24 protein-coding genes and 2 pseudogenes are annotated in these 26,350 nt (G+C 66.1%); 10 read left to right on the forward strand and 16 right to left on the reverse strand.

The genetic code is table 11. The features are described 5' to 3' along the window. Positions 1-302 precede the first annotated feature (302 nt). The 5 genes from A3A5_RS0110005 to otsB form a co-directional block, all read right to left on the reverse strand. Positions 303-1,328 carry an IS110 family transposase gene (locus tag A3A5_RS0110005; protein ID WP_018310448.1) on the reverse strand — a complete coding sequence of 342 codons (1,026 nt, stop codon included), beginning with the start codon at positions 1,326-1,328 and terminating at the stop codon, positions 303-305. A gap of 282 nt (positions 1,329-1,610) precedes the next feature. Next, the gene (locus tag A3A5_RS0110010; protein WP_026200631.1) at positions 1,611-1,955 is read right to left on the reverse strand and encodes a 4a-hydroxytetrahydrobiopterin dehydratase; all 345 of its coding nucleotides are present in this window, start codon (positions 1,953-1,955) and stop codon (positions 1,611-1,613) included. A gap of 35 nt (positions 1,956-1,990) precedes the next feature. Continuing rightward, on the reverse strand, positions 1,991-3,382 hold the full coding sequence (gene otsA / locus A3A5_RS0110015; RefSeq protein WP_026200632.1) for an alpha,alpha-trehalose-phosphate synthase (UDP-forming): 1,392 nt from the start codon (positions 3,380-3,382) through the stop codon (positions 1,991-1,993). A gap of 57 nt (positions 3,383-3,439) precedes the next feature. Next, entirely contained in the window at positions 3,440-5,305 is a 1,866-nt protein-coding gene (locus tag A3A5_RS0110020; protein ID WP_018310451.1) for a glycoside hydrolase family 15 protein, read from the reverse strand. A 13-nt stretch (positions 5,306-5,318) separates the two neighbouring features. Beyond that, entirely contained in the window at positions 5,319-6,119 is an 801-nt protein-coding gene (gene otsB, locus A3A5_RS0110025; protein WP_013955517.1) for a trehalose-phosphatase, read from the reverse strand. Between the two features lie 310 nt (positions 6,120-6,429). Here otsB and ilvA point away from each other — a divergent pair, with 310 nt between their 5' ends. Both ilvA and queF read left to right on the forward strand, forming a co-directional pair. Further along, entirely contained in the window at positions 6,430-7,968 is a 1,539-nt protein-coding gene (ilvA, locus tag A3A5_RS0110030) for a threonine ammonia-lyase, biosynthetic (protein WP_018310452.1), read from the forward strand. Between the two features lie 17 nt (positions 7,969-7,985). Further along, complete coding sequence (queF, locus tag A3A5_RS0110035; RefSeq protein ID WP_018310453.1) at positions 7,986-8,819, forward strand: NADPH-dependent 7-cyano-7-deazaguanine reductase QueF; 834 nt, start codon at positions 7,986-7,988, stop codon at positions 8,817-8,819. A gap of 16 nt (positions 8,820-8,835) precedes the next feature. Here the strand turns inward: queF and A3A5_RS0110040 are convergent, their stop codons facing one another. After that, complete coding sequence (locus tag A3A5_RS0110040; RefSeq protein WP_035812222.1) at positions 8,836-10,212, reverse strand: carbohydrate porin; 1,377 nt, start codon at positions 10,210-10,212, stop codon at positions 8,836-8,838. A gap of 182 nt (positions 10,213-10,394) precedes the next feature. On the opposite strand from A3A5_RS0110040, the gene A3A5_RS0110045 reads away from it, so the two are divergent. Genes A3A5_RS0110045 through A3A5_RS38140 form a run of 5 tightly spaced genes read left to right on the forward strand, consistent with a single transcriptional unit; the run spans position 10,395 to position 15,709 of the window. Further along, positions 10,395-11,090, forward strand: coding sequence for a TetR/AcrR family transcriptional regulator (locus A3A5_RS0110045; RefSeq protein ID WP_018310455.1), 696 nt, complete (start codon positions 10,395-10,397; stop codon positions 11,088-11,090). Then, on the forward strand, positions 11,087-12,067 hold the full coding sequence (locus A3A5_RS0110050; protein ID WP_018310456.1) for an HlyD family secretion protein: 981 nt from the start codon (positions 11,087-11,089) through the stop codon (positions 12,065-12,067). The genes A3A5_RS0110045 and A3A5_RS0110050 overlap by 4 nt, the downstream gene beginning before the upstream one ends. Further along, positions 12,064-13,032 (forward strand): ABC transporter ATP-binding protein, encoded by a 969-nt coding sequence (locus tag A3A5_RS0110055; protein WP_018310457.1) that lies wholly within the window; start codon positions 12,064-12,066, stop codon positions 13,030-13,032. Before A3A5_RS0110050 ends, A3A5_RS0110055 begins: the two co-directional genes overlap by 4 nt. Next, positions 13,029-14,189, forward strand: a complete 1,161-nt coding sequence (locus A3A5_RS0110060) for an ABC transporter permease (RefSeq protein WP_018310458.1) — start codon at positions 13,029-13,031, stop codon at positions 14,187-14,189. The genes A3A5_RS0110055 and A3A5_RS0110060 overlap by 4 nt, the downstream gene beginning before the upstream one ends. A gap of 11 nt (positions 14,190-14,200) precedes the next feature. Then, the gene (locus tag A3A5_RS38140; protein WP_035812236.1) at positions 14,201-15,709 is read left to right on the forward strand and encodes an efflux transporter outer membrane subunit; all 1,509 of its coding nucleotides are present in this window, start codon (positions 14,201-14,203) and stop codon (positions 15,707-15,709) included. Here A3A5_RS38140 and A3A5_RS0110070 read toward each other — a convergent pair. Genes A3A5_RS0110070 through A3A5_RS38145 form a run of 6 tightly spaced genes read right to left on the reverse strand, consistent with a single transcriptional unit; the run spans position 15,685 to position 22,072 of the window. After that, on the reverse strand, positions 15,685-18,900 hold the full coding sequence (locus tag A3A5_RS0110070) for a pilus assembly protein (protein WP_232431307.1): 3,216 nt from the start codon (positions 18,898-18,900) through the stop codon (positions 15,685-15,687). The two genes, A3A5_RS38140 and A3A5_RS0110070, sit on opposite strands and share 25 nt — an antisense overlap. Before the next feature lie 12 nt (positions 18,901-18,912). Then, positions 18,913-19,389, reverse strand: coding sequence for a PilX N-terminal domain-containing pilus assembly protein (locus tag A3A5_RS0110075; RefSeq protein WP_157637181.1), 477 nt, complete (start codon positions 19,387-19,389; stop codon positions 18,913-18,915). A gap of 2 nt (positions 19,390-19,391) precedes the next feature. Continuing rightward, positions 19,392-20,447: a PilW family protein gene (locus A3A5_RS0110080; RefSeq protein ID WP_232431308.1), complete on the reverse strand. Its 1,056-nt coding sequence runs from the start codon at positions 20,445-20,447 to the stop codon at positions 19,392-19,394. A gap of 7 nt (positions 20,448-20,454) precedes the next feature. Beyond that, a complete protein-coding gene (gene pilV, locus A3A5_RS0110085) occupies positions 20,455-21,042 on the reverse strand; it encodes a type IV pilus modification protein PilV (RefSeq protein ID WP_018310463.1) in 588 nt (195 codons plus the stop codon). After that, entirely contained in the window at positions 21,042-21,536 is a 495-nt protein-coding gene (locus tag A3A5_RS0110090; RefSeq protein WP_063829956.1) for a GspH/FimT family pseudopilin, read from the reverse strand. Before A3A5_RS0110090 ends, pilV begins: the two co-directional genes overlap by 1 nt. Positions 21,537-21,544: 8 nt before the next feature. Then, positions 21,545-22,072 (reverse strand): type IV pilin protein, encoded by a 528-nt coding sequence (locus tag A3A5_RS38145; RefSeq protein ID WP_035812224.1) that lies wholly within the window; start codon positions 22,070-22,072, stop codon positions 21,545-21,547. A gap of 209 nt (positions 22,073-22,281) precedes the next feature. Here A3A5_RS38145 and A3A5_RS38150 point away from each other — a divergent pair. Continuing rightward, positions 22,282-22,750 (forward strand): annotated as a pseudogene (locus A3A5_RS38150) (MurR/RpiR family transcriptional regulator); the annotation flags it as partial. Positions 22,751-22,927: 177 nt separating this feature from the next. Here A3A5_RS38150 and A3A5_RS0110105 read toward each other — a convergent pair. The 3 genes and pseudogenes from A3A5_RS0110105 to A3A5_RS0110120 form a co-directional block, all read right to left on the reverse strand. Then, positions 22,928-23,275 carry a hypothetical protein gene (locus tag A3A5_RS0110105; protein WP_018310467.1) on the reverse strand — a complete coding sequence of 116 codons (348 nt, stop codon included), beginning with the start codon at positions 23,273-23,275 and terminating at the stop codon, positions 22,928-22,930. Between the two features lie 48 nt (positions 23,276-23,323). Further along, positions 23,324-23,890 (reverse strand): annotated as a pseudogene (locus A3A5_RS38155) (DUF308 domain-containing protein); the annotation flags it as partial. 267 nt (positions 23,891-24,157) lie between these two features. Next, positions 24,158-24,658 carry an ion channel gene (locus A3A5_RS0110120; RefSeq protein WP_018310468.1) on the reverse strand — a complete coding sequence of 167 codons (501 nt, stop codon included), beginning with the start codon at positions 24,656-24,658 and terminating at the stop codon, positions 24,158-24,160. 169 nt (positions 24,659-24,827) lie between these two features. Between A3A5_RS0110120 and A3A5_RS43165 the strand changes: the two genes are divergently transcribed. After that, entirely contained in the window at positions 24,828-25,049 is a 222-nt protein-coding gene (locus A3A5_RS43165; RefSeq protein WP_157637182.1) for a hypothetical protein, read from the forward strand. 357 nt (positions 25,050-25,406) lie between these two features. After that, positions 25,407-25,655: a hypothetical protein gene (locus A3A5_RS0110125; RefSeq protein WP_026200636.1), complete on the forward strand. Its 249-nt coding sequence runs from the start codon at positions 25,407-25,409 to the stop codon at positions 25,653-25,655. 85 nt (positions 25,656-25,740) lie between these two features. On the opposite strand, the gene A3A5_RS0110130 is transcribed toward A3A5_RS0110125, so the two are convergent. Continuing rightward, positions 25,741-26,085 (reverse strand): RcnB family protein, encoded by a 345-nt coding sequence (locus A3A5_RS0110130; RefSeq protein WP_018310470.1) that lies wholly within the window; start codon positions 26,083-26,085, stop codon positions 25,741-25,743. Positions 26,086-26,350 lie beyond the last annotated feature (265 nt).

A 26,350-nucleotide genomic window follows, 5' to 3' on the forward strand; every position in this document is an offset into this window, starting at 1 on the left:
CAGGCGACGCGTTTTTTGGTTACTTATATGAACGCGCCCCGGTTTGCCAGGTAAAGCCAACATCAAGCGTGGACAGGATTGGCTGCAGCCTTATATCCGGCCTTGCGGTGCAGGCTCAGCCTGCGGGCCCTGATGGATTGCGCCGGGAGTGTCCCTATCTTTTTGCCGTGCTTGCAGGCACCAGTAACCAATTGGGCTTGCACTCCCGCGGTCCAACCTGTTTTGCCATCACGTTGACGTTACCGTTGCAACCTGTGGACGGGTTCCTTCCTTTCCTCCTTCCTTGCTAGCTCAGCCTGCCGTCAGGCAGGCCTGACCGAGACGTAGTCTCGGTCATAGGTACGCTCATGCGCCAAGAGCGCCCACACCGTGCGCGCCGTCTTGTTGGCCAGGGCAACCGCCGCGACATTCGTCGGCCGTCGCTGCGCGAGCGTCAGGCTCCAGCTAGGCTGGTTCTTTCTGCGCAGATGGCTCAGCACGACCCGAGCGCCGTGAACGAGCAAGGTGCGCAGGTAGGGGGCGCCGCGTTTGCTGATGCCGCCCAGCCAGACCTTGCCGCCCGTGCCGGTCTGTTTGGGCACCAGGCCCAGGTACGCCGCCAGTTGCCGCCCCGACTTGAAGGTATGCACGTCGCCAATGGTGGCGACCATGGCCGTGGCAGTGAGCATGCCGACGCCCGGGATGGCCAGAATGGTCCGGCAGGATCGGCTTTGCCGACCCCAGGCGTCGATGCGTTGCTCCAGGCGGGCAATCTCCTCGTCGAGCCGTTCGATGCTCTGCAATTGCTCGCGCACGAACTCGAATAGCAACGGCGGCACGCTCTGTTCGAGTTCGTCCATCCGTTGCACGATTTCCTGCAGCCCGCGTCGCAACCCGGGCTGGACCTGGATACCAAACTCGAACAGCATGCCACGCAGCTGGTTGACCAGCATGGTGCGCATCTTCACGCGCAGCTGGCGCAGCGCGTGCAGGCCCAGTACGCACTGCTGCGGCTCGGTCTTGGCGGCCACCACCGGCATGCCCGGCTGCTGCGCTGCGGTCCAGATGGCCTTGGCATCGGCCGCATCGGTCTTGTTGGTCTGCACGAACGGACGCACGTACTTGGCGTGCAGCAGCACCGGCTCATGCCCCAAGCCCTCCAGTTGGCGGGCCCACCAGTGGGCACTGCCGCACGCCTCGAGCGCGATGCGTCCCGGCTCGCGCTGGGCAAGGAATTCGATCAGTTTCGGCCGGCTGAAGCGTCGGTTGAAACACTTCCCGGAAGGCTCGACCCAGTAGAGCTGGAACACAGTCTTTGCAATGTCCAGGCCGTAAGTCGTAGTATTCATTTCGGGCCCTCCATCCTCGCGTGGTTGGTCACACTCCCACTCTGGCACATCGATGCCGTTTCGTGATGGGGGGCCCGCCTTCCCCTGTCACGGTCCCCAGATACACAACTGAAACTCCCGGTGCTTTGCTCGGAGGCAGGGGCGCGTTCATTCCATCTTTTTGTCGCTCGGACAAAAAGTGACTCGCCGGCTACGCCGGCGAAACAGCCGCGCCTGCCAAGGGCAACACCCGACCGCATCCCCACAAGCCCAAGCACCCAAGCGCACGCCTCCCCCTACAACTCACCCCACCCCCTCCGCCACCCCATTCGTCTTCACCGCCATGACGAAATCATTCCGGTGCAAGCCCTTGATCTTCTTGGTCCGCCACGACACCGTGGCATGCCCCCACCCAAAGCTGATCTCCGGATGATGCCCCTGCGCCTCGGCCAGTTGCCCGACGCCGTTCACGAACGCCAGCGCCTGCGCAAAATTGCTGAAGGTGAAACGCCGTTCGAGCCGCGTCGCGCTATCGACCAGCTCCCACCCCGGCGCCTGCTGCAATAAAACCTCGGCTTCGGCCGGCGTCAACGGCGGCACTCCGCCACGGCAAGGCGTGCACGATTGCGCTGCCAGGTCTTCACTCATGGTCATGCTCCCCGACCGGAAGAACAGCCCGCGCCTCAGGCCCCTTCGGTCTCAGTCAATGCGCGCAGGAACTCACCGCTCCACCAGTGCACGTCCTGCGCGCGGATGCGCTCCAGCAGTTTCTGGTGCCGCTGCTGGCGCTCGGCCAACGGCATGTGCAGCGCCTGCTGGATCGCCTGCGCGGTGGCGCGGGTATCGTACGGATTGACCAGCAGCGCCTCGCGCAGTTGCTCGGCGGCGCCCGCAAAGCGCGACAGCACCAGCACCCCCGGATCCTCCGGATCCTGCGCGGCGATAAACTCCTTGGCCACCAGGTTCATGCCGTCGCGCAGCGGCGTCACCAGCGCCACGCGGCTGGCGCGGCACAGGCCGGGCAGGCGCTTGCGCGCGGTGGTGCGGTGGATATAGCGCACCGGCATCCAGTCCAGCTCACCAAACTCGCCGTTGATGGCGCCGCTCAACTGCTCCATCTCGCGGCGCAGGTCGACGTAGGCATCCACCGACTCGCGCGAGGGCGCGGCGATCTGCACCAGCGTTGCGCTCGATCGGTTCTCGGGATACTCGGCCAGCAGCCGGTAGAACGCCTTGAGCCGATGCGGCAGGCCCTTGGAATAGTCAAGCCGGTCGATCCCCAGCAGCAGCCGCCGGCGCGCGTACTGCGCGCACATCATCTCGTAGGTTTCCTGCGCATCCGCGCCGCGGCCCAGCTCCATGAACTCGTCGACGTCGATGCCGATCGGGAAGGCCTGCGCCCGCACCGTGCGGTGGAAGGCGCGGTAGCGGTGCTCGCCCATGGGCTCGGCCTGCGCTTCGGCCTGCACGTAGCGCGAGAAGTGCTCGACATCCGCATGGCTCTGGAAGCCGAGCAGGTCATAGGCGAACAGCGCGCGCATCAGCCACTCGTGTTGCGGGATGGCGGCCAGGATCAGCGGCGGCGGCAGCGGCACATGCAGGAAGAAGCCGATCTTCTGCCCGCAGCCGATGGCGCGCAGCTCTGACGCCAGCGGGATCAGGTGGTAGTCATGGATCCAGATAATGTCGTCGGGCTGCAGCAGCGGCGCCAGCTTGCGCGCGAACAGCTGGTTCACGCGCCGGTATCCGTTCAGGAAGTTGGAGTCGAAATCCGCCAGGTCCAGCCGGTAGTGGAACACCGGCCACAGCACGCCATTGCTGTAGCCCAGGTAGTAGGCGTCGTGGTCCTCGCGGCTCAGGTCGACTGTGGCCAGCGTCACGTTGCCGGCTTGCTGCAGGTGCAGGTCGCCCTCACCCGGCGTGCCGCCCTGGGCGGTTTCCAGCGCCTTGCCGCTCCAGCCGAACCACATGCCGCCGGTCTGGCGCAGGGCTTCGGAAAGCGCGACGGCGAGGCCGCCCGCCGCCACGTTGCGGGGATCGGCAACCCGGTTGGATACCGCTACAAGTCTTGGCATATGTTGTTTTTGGAGTCCTCTGTTCTGGTTGCCGTGGATCCCGTGGGCGCAGGCGGTTCAGATCACCGTGTCCCACGGCGCCGACAGCCGCATCGCGCCATTGATCAGTCCGACCATCGAATACGTCTGCGGGAAATTGCCCCACATCTCGCCGGTCACCGGATGGGTATCCTCGGACAGCAGCCCCAGCGGATTGCGCGCGGCCAGCATCGATTCGAAGATCTCGCGCGCTTCTTCGCGCCGGCCGATGCGCGCAAGGGCATCGATGCGCCAGAACGTGCAGATGTTGAATGCGGTCTCGGGCTTGCCGAAATCGTCGGGCGCCTCGTAGCGGCGCATATAAGGGCCGTTGCACAGCGATGCCTCCAGCGCCTTGACGGTGGCGATGAAGCGCGGATCGCGCGGCTCGATGAAATTGACCTCGGCCATCAGCAGCACGCTGGCATCCAGCTCGCGCCCGCCGAAGCTTTCGGCGAAGGCCTGGCGCTCTTCGCTCCAGGATTCGGCCAGGATGCGCGCCTTCATGCGGTCGGCATGGTCGTGCCAGTAGGCGGCGCGCGCCTGCAGCTGCAGCTTGTCTGCAACCTTGGCCAGGCGATCGCAGGCGGCCCAGCTCATCAGCGCCGATGACGTATGCACGCGCGCCCGCGTGCGCAGCTCCCACATGCCGGCGTCGGGGGTGCCGAACACTTTCACTGCCTGTTCGCCCACCTCTTCCAGCCGGCGGAATTCAGCGGGGCCGCCGCGGTGCAGCAGCCGGTGGTCATGGAAGGCCTGGGCCGCGCCCAGCACCACGTTGCCGTAGACATCGTGCTGGAAGTGCTCCTGCGCCTGGTTGCCCACGCGCACCGGGCCCATGCCGCGGTAGCCGGGCAGATGGTCGAGCATGCTTTCAGGCAGCTCGCGCTCCAGGCCGATGCCGTACAGCGGCTGGATATGCCCGTCCTGCGACTGCATCACCACGTTGGACAACCAGCGCAGGTAATCCTCCATGGTGCCGACCTCGGACAGGCTGTTGAGCGCGCGCACCACGAAGAAGGCGTCGCGCAGCCAGCAGAAGCGGTAGTCCCAGTTGCGGCCGCTGCCCGGCGCCTCGGGGATGCTGGTGGTCATCGCCGCGACGATGGCGCCGGTTTCTTCGAACAGCGACATCTTCAGCGTGATGGCCGCGCGGATCACCGCGTCCTGCCATTCGCAAGGCACCGCCAGGCGGCGGCTCCACAGGCGCCAGTAGGCGGTGGTCTCCTGCTCGAAGTCGCGCGCGGTTTCTTCCACGCCGTGCGCGAGGGTCTCGTCCGGGCCAAGGATAAAGTTGTGCCCGCGCGTGACCAGGAACGGCGTATGCGACAGCACATAGGCCATCGGCGCGTCGGTGGTCATGCGCAGCGTCATGGCTTCGCCGATGTAGCGCACATGGCTGCTGCCGCGCGTGATGTCCGGCACCTTGCGGCCCCATTCGAAGCGCGGCGCCACCACCACGCGCACCCGCGGCGCGCCGCGCACCGGGCGGATACGCCGGACCAGCGCGGTCGGGCGGAAATAGCGCCCCAGCCGGAAGAAGCGCGGCGCAAAGTCGGTGATTTCCAGGCAGTTGCCGTGGATGTCCGTCAGCCGCGTGCGCAGCACCGCGGTATTGGGCTCGTACCATTGCCGCGCCGACTGGAAGTCCTCGATCTCGATCGAGAAATGGCCGGCGTTCTCGCTCGGGTCGAGCAGGGCGTTGAACACCGGGTCGCCGTCAAAGCGCGGCAGGCACGACCAGACAATGCGCCCGCGGCAGTCTACCAGCGCAGAGATGGCGCAGTTGCCGATCATGCCAAGCGACAACGACGGATTGGCAAAGCGGCTGCCGCCGTCCACGGTCTTGTGCACGCCTTCGGTCGGCGGCTGGCCCGGTTCGCTCGGGCTGCTCGGATTGGTCACAGCGATATCTCCCTCAGGATGTCGTTGTGCGCCGGGCCGGGCCTGGCTCGGCCTCATTCGGCACGGCGCGGGGCTGGCCGCCGGCGCCTTCCAGCGCGCGGGCCGAGCGGTGCAGCCAGCTGCGCAGCGCGGCCGGCCCGGACACGCTGACGCTGGCCACGGTCTCGCGCTGGCCCACCAGCACGCCCAGCCCGCCGAGCTTGCGCACGGCAGCAAAACCTGGCTCGTCGGTCAGGTCGTCGCCGGCAAAGAGCGGCACGCGCTCGGCGAAGGGCGCAGATTTCATGAATGCGGCGATGGCGTCGCCCTTGTCGACGCCGGCCGGCTTGATCTCGACCACCATCTTGCCGGGCAGCGCCTCCAGTCCGACGGCATGGCGCAGCACTTCGGTGACCGCGGCATCGACCACGCCGGCCAGTTCAGGCGCCTGGCGGTAATGGATGGCGACGGCAACGGACTTGCGCTCCAGCCGCAGCGCGGGATAGGCGCGCACCAGCGCTTCCAGGTGGGGGATCAGCGGTTCCAGGCCGGGGGCGGAAGTCTTGGACACCATGCCGCCGTCGGTGCGGAATTCAGCACCGTGCACGCCGGCGGCCGGCAGCCGCAGGGGCTGCAGGAAGTGGTCGAGTTCAGAGATCGGCCGTCCGGAGATGACGGCCAGCGCGCCGTTCAGACGCTCGAATAGCGTGTGCAGCGTGCCGACCAGTTCGGGTTCGACCTGCACCAGCTCCGGGCGCGGGGCCAGGTCGGCCAGGGTGCCGTCGAAGTCGAGAAACAGGGCGGTATTGGGTTCGATTAGCGGTAGCTGTGGCATCGCGTTACACCGTAACACGTGGTTTTGACCGGCGTCCACCGGGCGCCGTCCTACATGGCGCCCACGCAATCCGGCCTCGATGCAAGTCCGGGGCCGGTCCGTGGCCCCGCTTTCGCCCTGGCTCGCCGCATCCTCGCGAGTGCATCGTCATCCACACGAGAAGCACCCTCCGCGCGGCCCGGGCCGCCCTCCGCGGGCGGCGGGAGCGTCGCCCGGGTCGGGTGGAAGTCGCCGCCATCCTTTATCATTGACGGTTTCCGTCAGAATTTCCGCCTTTTTTTTGCGCCGCCCCACGGCCCGCCCTGAGACCATGACCCGCATGTCCGCCGCCCGACCCGACTACCTCAAGAAGATCCTGACCGCCAAGGTCTACGACGTGGCGCAGGAAACCGAACTGACCTACGCGCACCTGTTGTCGGCGCGCACCGGCAATTCGGTCTGGTTCAAGCGCGAGGACACCCAGCCGGTCTTCTCCTTCAAGCTGCGTGGCGCATACAACAAGATGGCCTCGCTGACGCCGGAAGAACTCAAGCGCGGCGTGATTGCCGCCTCGGCCGGCAACCACGCGCAGGGCGTGGCGCTGTCCGCGGCGCGCCTGCAGTGCAAGGCCATCATCGCCATGCCGGTCACCACGCCGCAGGTGAAGATCGACGCCGTGCGCGAACGCGGCGGCCAGTGGGTGGAAATCGTGCTGCACGGCGAGTCCTACAGCGACGCCTACAACCATGCCGCGGAGCTGGAGAAAAAGCACAAGCTGACCTTCATCCATCCGTTCGACGATCCCGAGGTCATCGCCGGCCAGGGCACCATCGCCATGGAGATCCTGCGCCAGCACCCGGGCCCGATCCATGCCGTGTTCGTCGCCATCGGCGGCGGCGGGCTGATCTCTGGCATCGCCTCGTACATCAAGGCGGTGCGCCCCGAGATCAAGGTGATCGGCGTGCAGACGGTGGACTCCGACGCGATGAAGCGCTCGGTCGACGCCGGCAAGCGCGTCGAGCTGAAGGAAGTGGGGCTGTTCTCGGACGGCACCGCGGTCAAGCTGGTCGGCAAGGAGACCTTCCGCATCACGCGCGAGCTGGTCGACGACATCATCCTGGTGGACACCGACGCCATCTGCGCGGGCCTGAAGGACGTGTTCCAGGACACCCGCAGCATCCTGGAGCCGGCCGGCGCGCTGGCCGTGGCGGGCCTGAAGGCCTACGCCGAGCGCGAGAAACTCAAGGGCCAGCACCTGGTGGCGATCGCCTGCGGCGCCAACATGAACTTCGACCGCCTGCGCTTTGTCGCCGAGCGCGCCGAGGTGGGCGAGGCCCGCGAAGCCGTGTTCGCCGTCACCATCCCCGAGGAGCGCGGCAGCTTCAAGCGCTTCTGCGAGCTGGTGGGCACACGCAACGTGACCGAGTTCAACTACCGCATCGCCGATACCAGCATGGCGCACATCTTCGTCGGGGTGCAGATCGCCAGCCGCGCCGAGAACGACAAGATCGCCGCCAGCTTCCGCAAGCATGGCTTCGACACGCTGGACCTGTCCAACGACGAACTGGCCAAGCAGCATATCCGCTACATGGTGGGCGGGCGCTCGGCGCTGGCGCATGACGAGCTGCTGTACCGCTTCGAGTTCCCGGAGCGGCCCGGCGCGCTGATGAAATTCCTGTCCAGCATGAGCCCGAACTGGAACATCAGCCTGTTCCACTACCGCAACCAGGGTGCGGATACCTCCAACATCCTGGTCGGCATCCAGGTGCCGAAGAACGAGAAGCGCGCCTTCCGCGCCTTCCTTTCGACCCTGGGTTACGTACACTGGGACGAAACTGACAACCCGGTGTACAAGCTGTTCCTGTCCTGACACCTGCTGAGCGCCCCATGAGCCTCCCTGAACACTCGCCGCTGGGCAAGCCCTCGGCCTACAAGACCGAATACGACGCCTCACTGCTGTTCCCGATCCCGCGCCAGCCCAAGCGCACTGAGATCGGCCTGCCCGAAGGCAAGCCGGTACCGTTTTTTGGCGTCGATATCTGGAACGCGTACGAACTGTCGTGGCTGAACCTGAAGGGCAAGCCGCAGGTGGCGCTGGCCAGCTTCATCATCCCGTCGGACACGCCCAATATCATCGAGTCCAAGTCGTTCAAGCTGTACCTGAACTCGTTCAACCAGACCAGGATTGCTTCACCCGAGGCGCTGCAGCAGTTGCTGCACCACGACCTGTCCGAAGCCACCGGCGGCACCGTGCAGGTGCGGCTGGTGACTGAGGCGGACCTGGGCACGCAGAAGATGGGTGAACTCGACGGGCTGCTGCTGGACCGGCTCGATATCGAGGTGGACCGCTACGAGCCCGCGCCCGAGCTGCTCGGCGCGGACCAGGAAGAAGCCCCGGTGGAGGAAACGCTGGTGTCGCACCTGCTCAAGTCCAACTGCCTGGTCACCGGCCAGCCGGACTGGGGCAGCGTGCAGATCCGCTACGTGGGTGCGCCGATCAACCAGGAAGGGCTGCTCAAGTACCTGATCTCGTTCCGCAACCACAACGAGTTCCACGAGCAGTGCGTGGAGCGGATCTTCATGGACGTGATGCGCGAATGCAAGCCGGTCAAGCTGGCGGTCTACGCGCGCTACACGCGCCGCGGCGGGCTCGATATCAATCCGTTCCGCACCAACTACAACACGGCGTGGCCGGATAACAAGCGCAACGCGCGGCAGTAGGCGCTGGCGGGGAGCTTCAGAACTCCCCGTGAAACCGCACCCCGTAGAACTTCACCGGCCCGCGGTCGCGGTTGTAGCCGGGGTTGCGCACGAACTGAAAGTCCGGGCTGATGCTCAGGTACTTCACCGGCTGGAAACTGTAGTAGATCTCCAGGATCTGCTCGGGCCCGTAGCGCAGCGCACCGTCGCCCAGGAACGCGCCCAGCCCGCCCGCGGCCAGGTAGTTGCGGTGGTTCGGGCCGAGCATGTTGATCGCCACCGCCACGCCCAGCGCATCGCGCGCCCGTCCCCACGCATCGCCCTTCAGCACGCCGCCCGCCGACACCTGGCGGCCGATCTCCGTGAAGGCATAGGTCTCAGTCTTGTCGTCGGACAGGCTGGCGCGCGCAAACATCCCCAGTGAATCGGTGACCTGCTGCAGCAGTGTCACGCCCACGCCGCTCTTGGCGTGCTCGCGCCGCACGTCGGCGACGTCCGGGGTAGTGCTATTGGCCATGCCGAAGCCGATGGCATCGCTGAACGCGCCCATGCGCGCCTTGTTGCGGAACCACAGCAGCCGGGCGGTGCCGGGCCGGCCGGCCGGCTGGTAGCGCTTCTCCACTTCGATGATGTCGCCGTAGTGCTCGAACATGCGGGTGTCTAGCCGCAGCCCGTTGGATTCCAGCGGCTGCAGGAAGCGCCCGATGCGCGCCGACCAGCCGTCGCCGATGTATTCCAGCGACAGGCCCCAGCTATAGCCGCGCGCATCGGCCGGATAGTCGAAGGCGCCATGCGCCATGAACGACCAGTTCATGAACTGCGTGCGCGGGTCCGAGCCGAACTCATTCTGGTCGAAGACATCCAGCACGCCAAAGTTGCCCGCCGTCAGCACCACGCGCTGCTGGTCGACGGTGCGCGCAAACTGGTTGAAATCCGCCTCCAGCGCTTCGCTGCCGCCGCCCAGGCCCCAGGTCTGCCGCACGAAGGCGCGCGCCCTGTAGAACACCGGGTTGGTGCTGGCGGCCTTGCCCAGTTCACCGTTGGACAAGCCGCCCAGGCCGTGCAAGCCGGAAAACGGCACGCCTTGCGTGGCTTCCGGGTTGAAGTGGAACTCCGCGCCCTGCCACAGCTTCAGTCCCAGATCCAGCGTCGCGCTGAACGAGTAGCTCTTGGCCCGTTCGGTACCCAGGCTGTTGGGCCCGGAGTATGCCGCGCCGAATGATGGCTTGCGCTGCCAGATGTAGGTGCTCTGGCCATGAAAGGCAAACGGGCTCTCCGCTTCAGCCGGGCTTGGCACCGGCTCCGCTTGCTGCGCCATCGCTGGCAGACACGCGCAACAGGTCAGCGCGGCCAGCACACGACGAAAACGGAGCGCTCCACGAACGTGAGCGGTGGCAAGTAGCGGGAACGGCATCGGCAGAGGCGGTCAGCAAGGGAAGTGTCGGAAACGGCGCGCGCCGGCGCCCGCAGCATAGCCAAGCGCTCATGACATGTCTACCTGCCAAGAGTGTGCCGGAAGGCCGACGTTGTAACCGCCCTTGAATTAATTAACGAAAAAATTAATATTCAATGGAGACCGCTTGCATCCGTTTGCCCATGCCGCGCCCGTCCGCCAAACCGAAACCCTCCGCCCGCCGCAGCCCCGGTCGTCCTGCGGCCGGGCAGCCCGGCCAGCGCGAACGCATCCTCGATGCAGCCACCGACCTGTTCTCGCGCCAGGGTGTGGCCGGCACCCCGGTCAAGGCGATTGCCACCCAGGCGGGCGTGACGCCAGCACTGGTCCATTACTACTTCAGCGACCGCGAATTGCTGCTGGACGCCGTGGTCGAGGAAAAGCTGCAGCCGCTGGTGGCTAGTGTCTTCGCTGCCGCCGGAGAGGCCGAGCCGATGGCCATGCTGATCGGCATCGCCGGCCGGCTGATCCGCACCGCGGCCGCCACGCCCTGGTTTCCCGGGCTGTGGATCCGCGAAGTCGCCAGCGCCGACGGCGCCCTGCGCGAGCGCGCGCTGGAACGCTTCGCGCTGCAGCGCGCCGGCGCACTGAGCGCGCCGCTGGCGGCCGCGATCGCGCGCGGGCAGCTCAATAGCGGCCTGGAGCCGGCGCTGGTGATGCCGTCGCTGATCGGCCTGACGCTGCTGCCGCTGGCCACCACCCATATCTGGCGCCGGCTGCCCGGCGGCGAAGCGGTCGATACCGACACGCTGGTGCGCCATGTATCCGCGCTGCTGACGCACGGGCTGGCACCGGCGCCCGACGCCGGCACGTCCAGGCTTTCTCCGGAGTCCTCATGAACCACGCCCATCCCACCCGCCCGCAACTGCCGGCAGCGGTGCTTGCCGCGCTGGCGGCGGTGCTGCTGGTCGCCGCTTGCAGCCGTGAACGCGCCGACACCTGGCAAGGCTATGTCGAAGGCGAATTCGTCAGCGTGGCCTCGCCGTTCGCCGGGCGCCTCGACACGCTGTCGGTGCAGCGCGGCCAGCAGGTCGGCCAGGGCGCCGCGCTGTTTGCACTTGAATCCGACGACGAGCGCGCCGCGCGCCAGCAGGCCGAGGACCAGTTGCGCGCAGCCGAGGCACAGCTGCAAGACATGAAGACCGGCAAGCGCCCGGTCGAAGTCGAGGTCAGCCGCGCCCAGTTGGCGCAGGCTCAGGCCCAGGCGCAGCGCAGTGCCGCGGCCTTGCGGCGCGACCAGCGCCAGTATGAGATCGGCGGCATCGCGCAGGCGCAGCTCGACGAATCGCGCGCACAGGCCAGCAGCGACGCCGCACGTGTGCGCGAACTGCAGCGCGATATCGACGTGGCCCGGCTGCCGGGCCGAGATGCGCAGCAAGCCGCGCAGGCCGCGCAGGTGGCCGCCGCGCGCGCGGCGCTGGCGCAGGCCGAGTGGAAGCTGTCGCGCAAGACCGTGGCCACGACGCAGGCGGGGCTGGTCTACGACACGCCCTACCGCCTCGGCGAATGGGTGCCGGCGGGCAGCCCCGTGGTGCGCATGCTGCCGCCGGGCAACGTCAAGGTGCGCTTCTATGTGCCTGAGACCGTAGTGGGCGCGCTGCGCAACGGCCAGGCGGTGCGGGTGCGCTGCGACGGCTGCGCCGCGCCGGTGGCGGCCACCATCAGCTACGTCGCCAACGAGGCCGAATACACGCCGCCGGTGATCTACAGCAACGAGACGCGGCGCAAGCTGGTGTTCCTGGTCGAAGCACGCCCGGCGGCGGCCGATGCGCCCAAGCTGCGGCCGGGCCAGCCCGTCGAAGTGGTGCGGCAATGAACACCACAGCGAACGGCGGCGCGGCCGCACTCGCCATCGACGTGCGCGGCCTGAACAAGCACTTCGGCGACAAGCACGTGGTCAATGACCTGAGCATGCAGGTCGCGCGCGGCGAGATCTTCGGCTTCCTCGGCCCCAACGGCAGCGGCAAGACCACCTCGATCCGCATGATGTGCGGGCTGCTGACGCCCGATTCCGGCGAGGGCACCTGCCTGGGCTACGACATCCGGAGCGAATCTGACGAGATCAAGCGCCGCGTCGGCTACATGACGCAGAAGTTCTCTTACTGGGACGACCTGTCGATCCGCGAGAACCTGGACTTTGTCGCGCGCGTCTACGGCATGCCGAACCGGCGCGAGGCAGTCGAGCGCGCACTGGAAGACCTGGGCCTGGCCTCGCGCTCGGCGCAGCTGGCCGGCGCGCTGTCTGGCGGCTGGAAGCAGCGGCTGGCGCTGGCGGCCTGCCTGCTGCACGAGCCCGAGCTGCTGCTGCTCGACGAGCCCACCGCGGGCGTGGACCCCAAGGCCCGGCGCGACTTCTGGGAACACCTGCACCAACTGGCCGCGCGCGGTATCTCGGTGCTGGTCAGCACCCACTACATGGACGAGGCCGAGCGCTGCCATAAGCTGGCCTATATCGCCTACGGCAAGCTGCTGGCGCAGGGCACCGCCGATGAAGTGGTGGCCAGCCAGAACCTGTCGACCTGGAGCGTGGAAGGCGACGACCTCGCCGTGCTGTCCGAGCAGCTGCAGGGCGCGCCCGGCGTGGAGCAGACCGTGGCCTTCGGCACCGCGCTGCATGTGACCGGGCGCGATGCGCAGACGCTGGCCGACACGCTCGCGCGGCTGGCCGGCCCGGGCCGGCGCGTCGAGCAAACCCAGACCAGCCTGGAAGACGTCTTCATCCACATGATGAGCGGGGCCGAAGACAATATGGCGGCCCGCAAGGCCAGGGACACGCTATGACAACCGCCCGCAAGCCGGCCGCGCGGCAGCGCATCTCGCTGCAACGGTGGTGGAGCATCGTGCTCAAGGAATTCCTGCAACTGCGGCGCGACCGCGTCACCTTCGCCATGATCGTCGGACTGCCCATCATGCAGTTGCTGCTGTTCGGCTTTGCCATCAACACCGATCCGCGCCACCTGCCGACCGCGGTGATCGCCGCGGACCAGAGCGAGTTCACGCGCTCGTTCATTGCCGGCATGGAGCACTCCACCTACTTCAAGGTGGTGGGCACGCTGCCCGACGAAAAGGCCGGGCGCGAGGCGCTGATGAAGGGCAACGTGCAGTTCGTGGTCAACATACCGCCCGATTTCACGCGCAAGCTGCTGCGCGGCGAACGGCCCGCGCTGGTGGTGGAAGCGGACGCGACCGACCCGTCGGCCACCGGCGCCGCCATTGCGGCGCTCGCGCAGTTGCCGTTCAGCGTCGCGCGCACCGACCTGAAAGGATCGCTCGCGCCGCTGGCCGGCGGCAAGGCGCCCTTCGACGTGCAAGTGCAGCGGCTCTATAACCCCGAAGGCATCACGCAGTACAACATCATTCCGGGGCTGATGGGCGTGATCCTGACCATGACCATGGTCATGATGACGGGCCTGGCCATGACGCGCGAACGCGAGCGCGGCACCATGGAGAACCTGCTCGCCACGCCGGTGAAGCCGATCGAGGTGATGACCGGCAAGATCGTCCCGTACATCTTCATCGGCCTGATCCAGTCCACCATCGTGCTGATCGCCGCGCGCTGGGTATTCCAGGTGCCGTTCTTCGGCTCCGTCCTGGTGTTGTACATGGCGGCGCTGCTGTTCATCGCGGCCAACCTGACGGTCGGCATCACGCTGTCGTCGCTGGCGCAGAACCAGCTGCAGGCGATGCAGCTTACCTTCTTCTACTTCCTGCCCAACATCCTGCTATCCGGCTTCATGTTCCCGTTCGCGGGCATGCCGGGCTGGGCGCAGGCCATCGGCAACATCCTGCCGATGACGTACTTCCACCGCATCATCCGGGGCATCCTGCTCAAGGGCAACGGCTGGACGGAGCTTTGGCCCAATGTCTGGCCGATGGCGCTGTTCATCGTGGTGGTGATGGCGATCGCGGTGCGCTTCTACCGCCGCACGCTGGATTGAAGGGGGTGGCCATGCAACGACTCACGCCTCTGTTTGCCGCCGCGGCACTGTTGTGCGGCTGCGCCGTAGGCCCCGACTTCCGCGCGCCCGCGCCGCCGGACGACACCGGCTACGTGCCGGGCCCGCAGCCGGTGGCAACCGTTGCGGCCGACAGCGCCGACGCGGGCGGGCAATCCCACGTGCAAACCCTGGCCGCCGGCGCCGACGTGCCCGCGCAGTGGTGGTCGCTGTTCCGCAGCCCGGCGCTGGACGCCACCATCCGCAGCGCGCTGGATGCCAGCCCGACGCTCGGGCAGGCACGCGCCCGGCTGCGCGAGGCGCAGGAGAACCTGGCCGCGCGCACCGGCGCGACGCGCTGGCCTGCTGTCGACGCCAAGCTGAACACCACGCGCCAGCAGGTCGATTTCCAGTCCCTGGGCATCACCGCGATCCCCAGCCCGGGACCGTTCACGCTGTACGGCGCGACGGTGCAGGTGTCGTACGTGCTCGACCTGTTCGGCGGCCAGCGGCGCGAACTGGAGGGACTGCAGGCAGCGGTGGACTACCAGCGCTATGAACTGGAAGCCGCGCGCCTGGCGCTGGCCGCCAACGTGGCCACCGCAGCCATCCGCGAAGCCGGCCTGCGCGCGCAGCTGGCCGATACGGTCGCCGTCGCCGCAGCCCAGCAGCGCCAGTTGGGCATCACCGAAGAACGGCTGCGCGCCGGCGGCGTGGCGCGTGTCGACGTGCAGCGCCAGCGTGCGGAACTTGCGCAAACCCAGGCACTGGTGCCGGCGCTGCAACGCCAGCTCGACGCCACGCGGCACCAGCTGGCGGTCTACACCGGCCAGACGCCGGCTTCGGCCGGCCTGCCCGAATTCCGCCTGGACGACTTGCACCTGCCCGCCACGCTGCCGGTCAGCCTGCCCGCCACGCTGGCACGCCGCCGCCCCGATATCCGCGCAGCCGAGGCCCTGCTGCACCAGGCCTCGGCCAATATCGGCGTGGCCACCGCCAACCTCTATCCACAGATCACGCTGAGCGCCAGCGGCGGCACGCAGGCCACCGCGGCGCGCGACCTGTTCAGCAGCCTGAACGTATGGAGCCTGGCCGCGGGGCTGGTGCAGCCGGTATTCCGGGGCGGCGAGCTGCAGGCGCGCAAGCGTGCAGCGGAGGCGGCTTATGAGCAGTCGCTGGCCGCGTATCGGCAAGCCGTGCTGCAGGGCCTGCAGAACGTGGCCGATTCACTGCGTGCACTAGAAGCCGATGCCGCCGCGCTGCGCGAACGCGCCGACAGCGCGCGGCAGGCGCGCGATACGCTGGCGGTGGTGTCGGAGCAGTACCGGCTCGGCGGCATCAGCCAGCTGGCGGTGCTGGATGCCGAGCGGCAGTCGCGCCAGGCGTCGCTGGAACTGGCGCAGGCGCGCGCCGACCGGCTGGCGGATTCGGCGGCGCTGCTGCAGGCGTTGGGGGGTGGGTGGTGGGAGGAAGACCGGGCGACCAGCGCTCCCGCCGATCAATCAATGCCCCTGCGCCAATAGATGCGATAACGACGGCCGAGTTTAGGGCCGGGGGGGCTGATCACCTGCGTGCCGCTGATGGCGACGTTGTAGTCATCGTTGCCGATCCTCACCGACACCGGCACCGGCGTGGGCGGATACCCGCCGCCGGCGCGTTCCTGGAAGCGGTCGTCGCTGGTCAGGCCAGTGGTCTTGTTGAGCTCGCCCGTGGCGGAGCCATCGAGGTAGTTCAGCTGGTAGATGCGGGCGATGCCCAGATCGCTGGTGCACACGTTTGCGGAAGCCGCCTTGGGAGTGTTGGTGCCGAACATCACGGTGCCCGAGAGAGTGGTCGAGCCACTGACGACTTTCTCGCCGGCTCCCAGCACGATATACCACCCGCTTGCCGCGGTCAGGGCCGCCTTGGCCTGGGCCCGCTCCTCGGTCGTGCCCTGCTGCACCAGGTTGGCGGTGGCATCATAGAGTTGCCCGTCAGTCACCGAGCTTGACCCCAGCGCACCCTCGGCAATCGCTGTGGCGCGCTGATCGTTGAGCGCGTGATTGTCCCGGATCATGTAGTAGCGGTTCCGAATGGTGGTATCAAACGGATGCTCGCGGTCGCCGGATCCGATCAGCAAGGTGTCATAGGCAGGATTCGTCCCGACGGGGGGCGGCACGACATCGGGCGCATAGAGAAACTTGCGCGCATCTGCGCCGGTACCGCCCAGGGAAGCCAGCAGGCCCACCGTCCACTTCTTGGTGTCTGCATCGCTGATGTTGATGCGCCAGATGTTGGCGCCGGTATCGGCCGCATAGATCCGGTCGATATAGCCATCGCGGTCAGAGTCGATGATGGCCATGTTGGCCGGCATCGCATAGGCCATACCCGGTACGTTCAAGCCTTTGTCACCGGTCGTGGCCGAAGGCCCGGCCTGCCACACGACCTCGCCGCTGAGAGCGTTCAGGACCATCACGCCGCGCCCCATCTTCGCCTGCGTCTGGACGACCGGGTCGTTTGCGTCCGGATCGTAGCCCAGCCCGAAGATCAGCACCGGATCGTTGCTGGTGCGCACCTTGGCCACGCGCAGATCCGACCAGGTCTGACCAAGTTCAGTCGAATCGCTGTTGGCATTGCTACGCTTCCACAGGAACTTGGGCGCGCTGGGATCGCTTACGTCCAGTGCGTAGATGAAGCGGCCGCCGCGCCGCATGGTCAGGAACAGATAGGCCTTGTCGCCGCGTGAAGCATCGATGATGCCGTCGCTCTTGCTTGAATAGGTATAGACCGTTGCCGAGCCGTCGACAAAATAGGGCTTGGGCGATGTCGAGGAAATGGCCGGATCATGGTTATACATGCGGGCAAACTTTGGGAAATGCTCGGAAGGGATGAAGCTCCAGAGTTCGCTGCTGCCGGCTGGTCCGCCCTTGACGGCGTGCAGCATGCCGTCGTTGGATCCGTAGAACACCACCACATCGTCGGCAGTCCGGCTGTAGTTGATCACCGCCGGACGTGAATGCAGCACATCGCCGTGGACGAAACCGCGGATATTGTAGGTCGGCGCCGGCGAAGGGTTGGCGACGGCCGGGTCATCGACCAGGGTATTGCCGCCTCGCACCCAGTTGATCACGGGCTCCTTGTTCGCGGTGCTCTGCAATCCTAATGTTGTCGCTACGATATCGCTGTTCGCCGTACTGAACGGCGTGCTCTTCAACTGCGAACCAGCGATGCAGGTGCCGGTACAGGTATAGACCTGCCGGGTTGCCTGGCTCGACTTGAACGTTGTGCGCAGGAACTGCGCCGCCCCCCCCTTCTCGACCAGATCGCCGTCCGGCGCGTCCGAGGGTCCGCCCCGTCCCTGCGAGCCCGGGTAGTTTGTGGCGTCCCAGAAAGTGGAGGCGGTCGTCCAGATGCTGGTCACATCGGGATTGACGAAGCCGGTCTTTGCGTTCTCAACCGCGGCATTCAGCGCATCGGCAAGGAACACGGTGGGGGGCGTAGTCGATTTATCCACGCCCAGCTGGTACTGCTTCAGGTTGCCGACCCAGTTCGGCTTCGAGAGGGCATCGGGACGAAACATGCCCAGGTAGACCTGGTTCAGGTAGGTGCCCCGCACGCTGACCGACACCGGCAGCGATACGGAAGCGAACACGGAGTTGGTGTCCAGGATCCGGTCACGGATCTTGTTCAGCGCGGTCTCCAGCTCCACGTCGCTGCCCGCCTGGAAGTAGCCGCTGTTGGTTTCCGTGCCCTGCCTCGCCATGTTCTTCATCATAGTGGTGAAGTCCGGATTGCTCTGGGCGTTGTAGGCGTCGATCGTGAACGTCATGACCGATCCGTTCGTGGCTGCTGTCGTGTTGACGCCAAGATCCGGACGCGTCTTGAGGAAGTGCGCCCAAGCCGACTGGATATCCGGCGAGGTCGAGACGTTGTACTTGCGCAGCGTAGTCACGGCAGGATCCGTGGTCGCCGGCACCGGCGGCATCACACCTTGCCGGTTGTTGCCGATAAAGATGATATAGGTCTGTGCGCAGCCGCCTCCCAGCGGGCTGTTGTATCCGGATCCGTTGGCTGATCCCTTGTAGGCAAACCCGCTGGAAAGCTTGCCGATCGCCGACGTAGTCAGGTTGTCCTTGCTGGTGCCAGGGTTGCCCGCGTAGTCCGCAAGCGGATCCATCCCCGCCCAGCTGTTTTCCGCCCCTGTCAGATACAACCAGGCCTCATACAAGGCATTGGCGTAGCTGCCCGAGCTTTGGTCGATCTTCTCGTCAGGCGAGTTGACGTTGTAGTCGTTGTTGTCGCTCGCAACGCCCGCAAGCATAGCCTGGAAGGCCTGGTTGTTTGCGGTGTTCATCATGTCGCGGATGCCGAATCGCACGTACCCGCCATCTCGCCTGGAGCCGTTGACCGTCAGCATCATGAGGCCAACGTTGGTCGGCTTCTTCAGGCTCCCGACGAATTTCTTGATGGCCAGCAGCTCGGCTTGCCCCTGGGTCGGCGAACCGACCCACTGCTGAGAGGCCTTGGACCAGTTCGCCGTGTTGTCCAGAACAAACAGGATGTTGGGGGCCGCCTGGGCGGTGCTCGTCGACGGGGCAAAGATATCCGTGTCGTCGGAATGGCCGACAACAGGCATGACCACCAGCGCGGCCAGCACGAAGCCCCGCAAGAGTCGGAACATTGACATCACGTAACCCCCGGCGATTCTGATAAGTTCTCTTTTGTTCTGGTCCACGCGCTGCCGCCCTTATGAGCAGGTGGCAGTCGAATCCATCCGTACCCTGACGCCCTGGTGCACGGTAACGGAGACACCGCTGCCACGCTTGTCCGTGGCAACGGCCATCACGTCCCAATAGGTATCCTGCGGGGCGGAACCCGCGAAGTCATAGCTGTAGCCATCGGCCGGCGCCATCTGCAGGCACGCCGGCTTCGCGGTCTGTACTGTGTAATCGGCCACGCCGTCATTGTTGACGTCGATATCAAAGGTCTGCGCGGCAGGCGTATAGAAGTTGGCCGCCGTGCTGACGACTTTCTCGATGGCCTGCTGCGCCGCGGCGCTGGCCTCGGCCTTGGCCTGCTGGTTGCCCACGATGCGCAGGCTGGAGTTGCCCAGGCGCACGGCGGAGACCACCAGCAGTGTCAGCACGATCAACATGACCAGGCCCATCACCAGGCTGAGGCCGGCGTGCGTCTTGCGCCAGTTGGGCGTTGCAGTGCGCCGCATCTTCATTCTCTCCGGCTGCTGGGATTGATCACGCGCACGGTCCCGGTATAGACGTGGCGCTTATAGCCATCCGAGAACGGCCCCGCGGTGCCAGCCATCCCCATGCTGTAGGTCTTCTTGTCGGACTGGCCGATAGACGGCTCGGTATTGCGTGCCAGCAGGTTGACCTGCACCGCCATGACATTGGGCCAGTCGGCCAGCCCCGGCGCGGTGACGAACGGCACGGCCGGCGCCCCTGTGTTGAGTCCGTCGATCCCATAGTCGAGCTGCAGGTCCTGGATGCCATTGACTAGCGGCGTCATGACGAAGACCGGCACGCCGCCCGCGGCGCTCAGGTCCAGCCGCTTGAGCGTCGGCACCGGCTTGCCACCGTCGGCCGCGGCCGTGCAGGTGGTGGCGCCGGCTGCGTACTTGCTACACGGGCTGACGAAGTAGATGGACTGCACGTAGCGCCACAAACCGGCCGGCGTGGTGCCGTTCTTTTGCAGCAGGGTGTAGGTGCCCGGCGTGGCGGGCGTCGCGTCCGGACCAATGCCAGTGACCTTGCTGCTCGGCGTGGTCTGCACGTAGGCCTGGCCGGGAACGGCATTGGCGGGCGTGGCCAGGATATCCCCGGTGTCCAGGCGGCGGGTCACCAGGATATCGGTCCCCGGTACATGGTCCGCATCGGCCAGGCAGGCAGACAGCGGCGCCGGCACGGTCGCCGGGGCATCATAGCCTTGCAGCGGCAATCCCAGGGCCTTATCGAGGCTGTCCTTGTCCGTGGCGCACGGGTTCGGCAAGGCGGTCGGCGCCGTCATGGCGCTGCCATACTGGCCGTAGTATCCGGCATGCTCGATCTCGTCTTGCAACAAGGTGATGGCGTAGCGGCCACTCTCGATCTGGCGGGCCGACTTGTCCAGTTCCGCGCGCGCGCTGCTTTGCTGGCTGATCAGCACCGTGATTCCCGCCAGCAAGAAAAGACCTATGGCGATGGCCACCATCAGTTCCACCAGCGACATGCCCGCCTGGCGGCGGCGCATGGATGACAACGGGCGCAGGGAAGCAGAAGTCGTCACGGAGCAATCAGTTGAGGTTGGCGATCTGCAGCGTGGCGCTTACCACGCGCCGCTGGGCTTCATCTCCGTACAGTCCCTTGCCGCACGCGAGACCGGCCACCGGCGCGGCGGTCTTGTTCTTGCCCTGCCAGGCAACGGATACGACATAGACGTTCGATACTGGGTTGAAGCTGACACATCCCCGGGCGCCAACCATGGCGCCGACGTTGCTGGTGCTGCTGAGTTCGCTGGCGCCGGCAAGCAGCCTGCTCCATGCAGCAAGATCGCTGTTGGCCAGGGTATAGGCCTGCACCGTGCCGAGCGAGCAGGACGGCAGCGCGCCCGCCCCAATACCGAGGTAAGGCACTCCGTTGGCTGGATCGGTGGTGACGGCATAGCACCCGGCAGCCGAGCGGTTGCCATTGATGCGTTCGACCATATCCTGCAGCAGGATAAGCGCCTGCGCGCGCTGGTAGGACTCGGCCTCGGCCCGCTGGCTGGCCAGCATCAAGCTCACCAGCCCCAACAGGCCAAGCAGCAGGATGATCAGCGTGACGAGCGCCTCCATCAGGCCGAAGCCGCGGGCGCGGCGCTGGAATCGCAGATTGCTGCGCATCAGCAGGCTCCCGTCTGACTGGTCGGCATGCCGCTCAGCTCAACGCTGACGCAGCGGGGCGTTGCGGTGCTGTCAGACGCAGAAATACCGAACGGGGATGCCAATGCGGCCAGGCGCCCGTTGCTGTTGTAGGCCAGGCCACCGGCGGGGCCGCTCACAGTCAGCCCGGATACCGCCTCATGCCGGCTCAGCACGGCCGCGCCGGCCGTCACGGTCCAGCCGTTCTGCCAGCCGCCGGCCGCCGGCGCGATGCTGACACTGGCATTGCGCTTGACCGCCTCGCTGCGCGCGTAGGTGAGGGTTGAAGCCAGGTCATAGGCGGCGGCCCGTATCCGTTGCCCGACGACGAACTCACGGAAATACGGTGTGCCGACCGACAGCAGGATGGCTGCGATCATCACAGTCGCCATCAGTTCGATCAGCGTGAAGCCAAGGATCCGGCGCGCCGGCAATCCCAGCACGCTTGTTGTGAAGAACCGCTTGGAAGCGCCCATGATCGCGTTCACCAGCAGTTGGCTACAGGGCCGGGACCACTGATGCCTTTGGCGCCCGTCTGGTCGACGGTCAGCTTGAGGCACTGCGCATCATTGACCAACTGCCCGCCGATGGGCGTTGCCGTTACGAGGTAGGACGGCGGTGTAGCGGTGTTGTCGGCGGTCAGCGTAACGTTGTAGTTGCGCGAGACTTCGGCAGGCACGGTGACGCCCAGCGCGCCAATCGATGCGGCGTACTGACGCGCGTCGAGGCTGTACTGCTCCTGCTGGTTGGCCACGCCAAGAATGAAACTCTGCGCCGCGGAGCGATTGCTGCGGACGACATATTGCGTGTAGGAAGGATAGGCGATAGTGGCAAGAATGGCGATGATTGCCACGGTGATCATCACCTCGATCAGCGTGAAGCCATGCGCTGCCCTGGCGCCGCGCAGGCGCCAACCCCGGCATGGATTGCCGGTTGCCCCAACTTTCCCAATGACCCGAAACGACGGGTTGACCCTCCCGCCGTGTCGCACTGCCGGGCTTCTATGTCCCATGCTCGCGCTCCGATACCAATTATGTTCCGGATGACCAGATTCCGGAGGTTATGGCGCGGAGTGTAAGTCACGATCTGTTAAGTGGGTAAGGAAAATATGATGCCGGTTGGCCGGCGTTGTAGCGAACAGACAGTGGCGTTACCGAGATCTGCTCAGGAGATACACGGCGGACGTTATCCGTCACTTAGGGGACCCCTGAGCCGCCCGGGGCGGAGTGCGTGCATGTGGCGGGTTTCCGCTCGTGCTTCGCGATCGCGTTCACCTTCCATTATGTCTACCGGCTGTTCCGCAGCACGGTGCACCTGATCCGCGCCGATGCCGGCACGCTGGAGATGAAGCTGCGCGGCCTGGCGCCCAAGGATGCGGTGCTGGTGGTCGCTTTGCCCCTACTCGCAGGAAAGCATCCGCGTCGCCGCGGCCGCGCGCGAGTGTGGCTGCAAGGTGATCGCGCTGACCGACAGCACGGTCGCGCCGATCGCGCTGGCGGCGGACTGCACGCTGTTGTTCTCGGTGGAAAGCCCGTCGTTCTTCCCGTCAGTCACCGCCGGCGTGGCCGTGGTCGAAGCCCAGGTCGAGCAGCTGCTTGCGCGCAAGGGCAAGGACGCGATCCGCGCGCTGGAGCAGGCTGAGGGCGAACTGCATCGGGCCGGCGCCTACGTGGCGGCCGGACGCGGCTGAGCCGGCCCGCCGCGCTTGATCGAAAGCCTCGTCATTGGGGTTGGCGCAGGCCTTCTTCAGCGGTTCGCTCATCAGCAGCTCGAAGTTCGCATGCTTGGGCGGAAAAAGGAGCGGGCGGCTGTGCCGCCCGCGGGGTGTATTGCCGGCTGCGGCCCGCTGCGGCCGGCCGCGCGCGGCTTACTGCGTGCACTTCTCCCGGTACGCCTGCTGCAGCGACTTCTTCGGCCGGTCACGCTCCAGTTCCGGGATCATGCGGCCCTGGGCGGTCTCGATGGCCGGCTGGGTGGCGCGGTATTCGCGCTTGGGCGCTTCGGCAATCTGCGCGGCCAGGGCGCGGCATTCGTCCGACTGGATGCTGCCCGGCGTTGCGGCCGGGTCGGGACGGTAGGGCGTGGTGCCCTGCTGCACCGCTTCATTGATGGCGGCGGCGGCGCTGTCCCCATCCGGCCTCTGCGCATGCGCGCTGCAGGCCATCGCCAGCGCAGCGATGGCGGCAATTCGGATCAGGGTTCGCTGGCTCGGCATGATGACTTCTCTCCTGTGGCTCGATGGATTTAAGCAAAGGTTGCCAGCTTAATCGCTCGCGGCCTGTCTGACACTACTGGCATTTCCAGCATTTGTGGCGTCGATGCCACCTGCGACGGCTCCGGTGCCCGCATTGCCTGCCTGGGTGCGCGCCGCCTCGCGCCAGTCCTGGCGCTGGCGCCGCATCTGCCCCAGCGCCAGCCGGGTCATGCTGGCCCAGCCGGACGGCCGCGGATCGGCCAGCATGCTGAGCGCGCGTGCGTAGTCCAGCGTCAGGCCGGGCGTCCAGGCCATGGTCTTGGCGCGCTTGCGGATCTGCGCCGCCACCCACAACTCCGGCATGGTCAGCAGGCGCCAAAGCGGCCGCCAGCCCTTGGCCTGGCGCCAGACCGGGCCGACGCGCCTTCCAGCGCCGCTTCCAGCGCGTGCGAGACGGTGCTGGAACAGTTGCGGTCGGTCAGGTTGTAGGTGGTGTTCTGGCGGTAGGCGGTCCAGAAGCGGTCCAGGCGCCCGGGGGTCATAGTTGCGGATGCGCACCTGCACGGTCGACGGGCACCAGGCGCGCGATTCAGTCTGGTAATCCGGCTGGAACATGCCAACCACGTCGTTCTCGCGATGGCCAGCGCGATCTCGAACACGCCCACGGCTACCGCCAGGCGCCAGGTGCGTAACCGTATCACCCGGGCCGAGACGACGACAAACATGGCCACCCCCAGCAGCACGCTCAGGCAGCCCAGCCGCAGCAGGCCGCGCCAGCGCGTGCGCAGGTAGTCCACGCCCAGCAGGATCATCACCAGTCTTGCCGTGTCCGGTCTTCCTCCTTCCGTTGCCGGGCCGCCGCCGAGGGCGGCCCGTGGTTGGGCCACATGAGCGGTGATTCCGCTAGGGCGCGCGGCGCCCGCCTCCCTCATCGCGCTCAAGCTCCCAGTCGCGGCGCATCATCACATAGGTGAACGAAGTGGACCAGCCGATCAGGATCAGGCCGACCAGCGGCTCGATGCTGGCGATCAGGCGGCTGGCGCCCACCGGGACGATATCGCCCAGGCTCTGCGTGGTGAAGGTCTCCAGCGCAAAGTAGGCGTAGACCAGCGCGCTTGGCTGCGTGTGGACGCCGGACGCGCCGGCGCCGCCCATCGCGGTCAGCCCGCCCAGGCCGAGCACGTGGTCGGCGAACCAGAAGCCCAGCGCAAACACCAGCGCTTCCAGGCAATGGACCACGATGATGCAGACGATCAGCACGCCGATGTTCATGCGCCCGGACCAGCGCCGGGGATGAATCGCCGACAGCAGCCGCAGTGCCTCATAGTGGATGCCGACCACGGTCACAGTCAGCACGGCCGCGCACAGCAGGGCCAGCGAATAATGTTCGGCGGAGGTTTCCATGCGCAGCGGCAGGCCTGGTCGGTGTCCGGGAGGATCAGGAAAAAGCGCAGGAAAAAAAAGCGCCCTCCAAAATAACACCGGAAGGCGTGCAGGAAAACCAGGGTGCGGCTGGCGCGCGGCCGTGCTCGTAGCCCTGGCAGAGGGTTGGTGGCGGCCGGCTGGCCGCCGCATGGATCAGCTGCTGCTCTTGCAGGAGAGATTGACGTACAGCCCGCCGCCCCATTTGAAATTGCGGTTGCATGGCATGCCCCGATCGGTGCCGGGTGAGTTCAATTTAGCGATCGCGGCGATTCCGATAAATCGTGCATTCGCATGGGCTGTTTCATTAATGAAGCGCATTTCCGGGGCAGCAAAAAACTGCCGCACCCTGATAACATCATCGCCTGTTTGAAATAAAGATAACTCGTGATAATGATTATGGAAATACCCGGATTTCCGTGCCTGGCGGTAACACGGCGGACGCCTGTCCCAATTCAGAGCGATCGGATTCGAGCATCACACGCCCGCATCCGTGCGGGTCGGTGCGGCCAGAAAATACCGAGAATATCTCGCCCAAATGGTTGATTTCCGGATGAGCTGGCCTGGCTCCGGGCAGTTCAAAAAAGAAACGAAAAATCGCCATTTACCCGTTCGCGGGGGATATGCGCAGGACCGGCAAACCAGCCCGTTCATGTCGCACGGCCAGGTGCAGGACGGAGCGGCGATGGACTATGCTGGAAATCACAACGGCATCTTCGCGGAGGCCATCATGCGCAAATCTGTCCTTGTCCTTATGGCACTGCTGCTGGCCGGCGCCCCCGGCCTGGCGCTGGCCCATAACTGCCCCAATGAAATGAAGGCCATCGACGCCAAACTGTCGACCAAGCCGGCGCTGTCGCCGGAAGATTCCGCCAAGGTTGCCAAGCTGCGCGCCGACGGCGAGGCCTATCACAAGGCCGGCAAGCATGACGAAGCGATGAAATCGCTGCTCGAAGCGAAGAAGATCCTGGGTATCTGATACCCATCGCAAAAAAAGAGCCGCCACGCGCCCTGGCGCGGCGGCTTTGTTTCTTTTGCCGCGGTCGTCGCCGCAGCAGGCTGGGTCAGGAACCCGATCCGACCTGCTGGATCACGCCGTTGGGCGCCACCAGGTAATATTCCGCGCCAATCCCGACCCAGCGCGTGCCCTTGCGCGGCGCGGGCAGGTTGTATTGCTTGTAGTCGTCGATCACATACTGGCGGTCCCTGAACTCGGTGGGCAGCCGGTCACCCTTCTTCCATTGCTGCACCTGCATATAGGGCGAGTTCTGCGCCGCCGGCTCGGAGGCGGCCATGGGATCCGTCATCGGCTTGGGCTTGGACTTGGCACCGCCCTGCGCCATCGCAAACGGCGCCGCCAGCACGCTTGCCGCCAGCAACAGCGCCGGCATCGCTTTCTTGGTCTTCATCGTGATCTCCTTGCGTACGGGAAAACCGAACTGCCGGAGGATCCGGACAGCATTTACCAGATTAGTCACAAATACGGACAACTGCGGCATCCGCCATTCATGGCGACGACGCTCGATGTGACCGAGGATGCATCGCGCTTGCGGATTGTTCACAATTGTTTGCGGGCTGGCACCCCTTGGAGGGGGAGCCGTTGACGTCACCCATGACTAGAATGGGTCCTGACAGAAACAATTTGTTACGGGCGGCCGCTACTCAGTCTGTCAG

Source organism: Cupriavidus sp. UYPR2.512, from assembly GCF_000379565.1.
Classification (GTDB): domain Bacteria; phylum Pseudomonadota; class Gammaproteobacteria; order Burkholderiales; family Burkholderiaceae; genus Cupriavidus.

Bases quoted from the DNA above. Each gene is read 5' to 3' on its own strand.
- A3A5_RS0110005 (WP_018310448.1), bottom strand. From the start codon at position 1,328: ATGAATACTACGACTTACGGCCTGGACATTGCAAAGACTGTGTTCCAG.
- A3A5_RS0110010 (WP_026200631.1), bottom strand. From the start codon at position 1,955: ATGAGTGAAGACCTGGCAGCGCAATCGTGCACGCCTTGCCGTGGCGGA.
- otsA (WP_026200632.1), bottom strand. From the start codon at position 3,382: ATGCCAAGACTTGTAGCGGTATCCAACCGGGTTGCCGATCCCCGCAAC.
- otsB (WP_013955517.1), bottom strand. From the start codon at position 6,119: ATGCCACAGCTACCGCTAATCGAACCCAATACCGCCCTGTTTCTCGAC.
- ilvA (WP_018310452.1), top strand. From the start codon at position 6,430: ATGACCCGCATGTCCGCCGCCCGACCCGACTACCTCAAGAAGATCCTG.
- queF (WP_018310453.1), top strand. From the start codon at position 7,986: ATGAGCCTCCCTGAACACTCGCCGCTGGGCAAGCCCTCGGCCTACAAG.
- A3A5_RS0110040 (WP_035812222.1), bottom strand. From the start codon at position 10,212: ATGCCGTTCCCGCTACTTGCCACCGCTCACGTTCGTGGAGCGCTCCGT.
- A3A5_RS0110045 (WP_018310455.1), top strand. From the start codon at position 10,395: ATGCCGCGCCCGTCCGCCAAACCGAAACCCTCCGCCCGCCGCAGCCCC.
- A3A5_RS0110050 (WP_018310456.1), top strand. From the start codon at position 11,087: ATGAACCACGCCCATCCCACCCGCCCGCAACTGCCGGCAGCGGTGCTT.
- A3A5_RS0110055 (WP_018310457.1), top strand. From the start codon at position 12,064: ATGAACACCACAGCGAACGGCGGCGCGGCCGCACTCGCCATCGACGTG.
- A3A5_RS0110060 (WP_018310458.1), top strand. From the start codon at position 13,029: ATGACAACCGCCCGCAAGCCGGCCGCGCGGCAGCGCATCTCGCTGCAA.
- A3A5_RS38140 (WP_035812236.1), top strand. From the start codon at position 14,201: ATGCAACGACTCACGCCTCTGTTTGCCGCCGCGGCACTGTTGTGCGGC.
- A3A5_RS0110075 (WP_157637181.1), bottom strand. From the start codon at position 19,389: ATGCGGCGCACTGCAACGCCCAACTGGCGCAAGACGCACGCCGGCCTC.
- pilV (WP_018310463.1), bottom strand. From the start codon at position 21,042: ATGCGCAGCAATCTGCGATTCCAGCGCCGCGCCCGCGGCTTCGGCCTG.
- A3A5_RS0110090 (WP_063829956.1), bottom strand. From the start codon at position 21,536: ATGGGCGCTTCCAAGCGGTTCTTCACAACAAGCGTGCTGGGATTGCCG.
- A3A5_RS38145 (WP_035812224.1), bottom strand. From the start codon at position 22,072: ATGGGACATAGAAGCCCGGCAGTGCGACACGGCGGGAGGGTCAACCCG.
- A3A5_RS0110105 (WP_018310467.1), bottom strand. From the start codon at position 23,275: ATGCCGAGCCAGCGAACCCTGATCCGAATTGCCGCCATCGCTGCGCTG.
- A3A5_RS0110120 (WP_018310468.1), bottom strand. From the start codon at position 24,658: ATGGAAACCTCCGCCGAACATTATTCGCTGGCCCTGCTGTGCGCGGCC.
- A3A5_RS43165 (WP_157637182.1), top strand. From the start codon at position 24,828: ATGGATCAGCTGCTGCTCTTGCAGGAGAGATTGACGTACAGCCCGCCG.
- A3A5_RS0110125 (WP_026200636.1), top strand. From the start codon at position 25,407: ATGCGCAAATCTGTCCTTGTCCTTATGGCACTGCTGCTGGCCGGCGCC.
- A3A5_RS0110130 (WP_018310470.1), bottom strand. From the start codon at position 26,085: ATGAAGACCAAGAAAGCGATGCCGGCGCTGTTGCTGGCGGCAAGCGTG.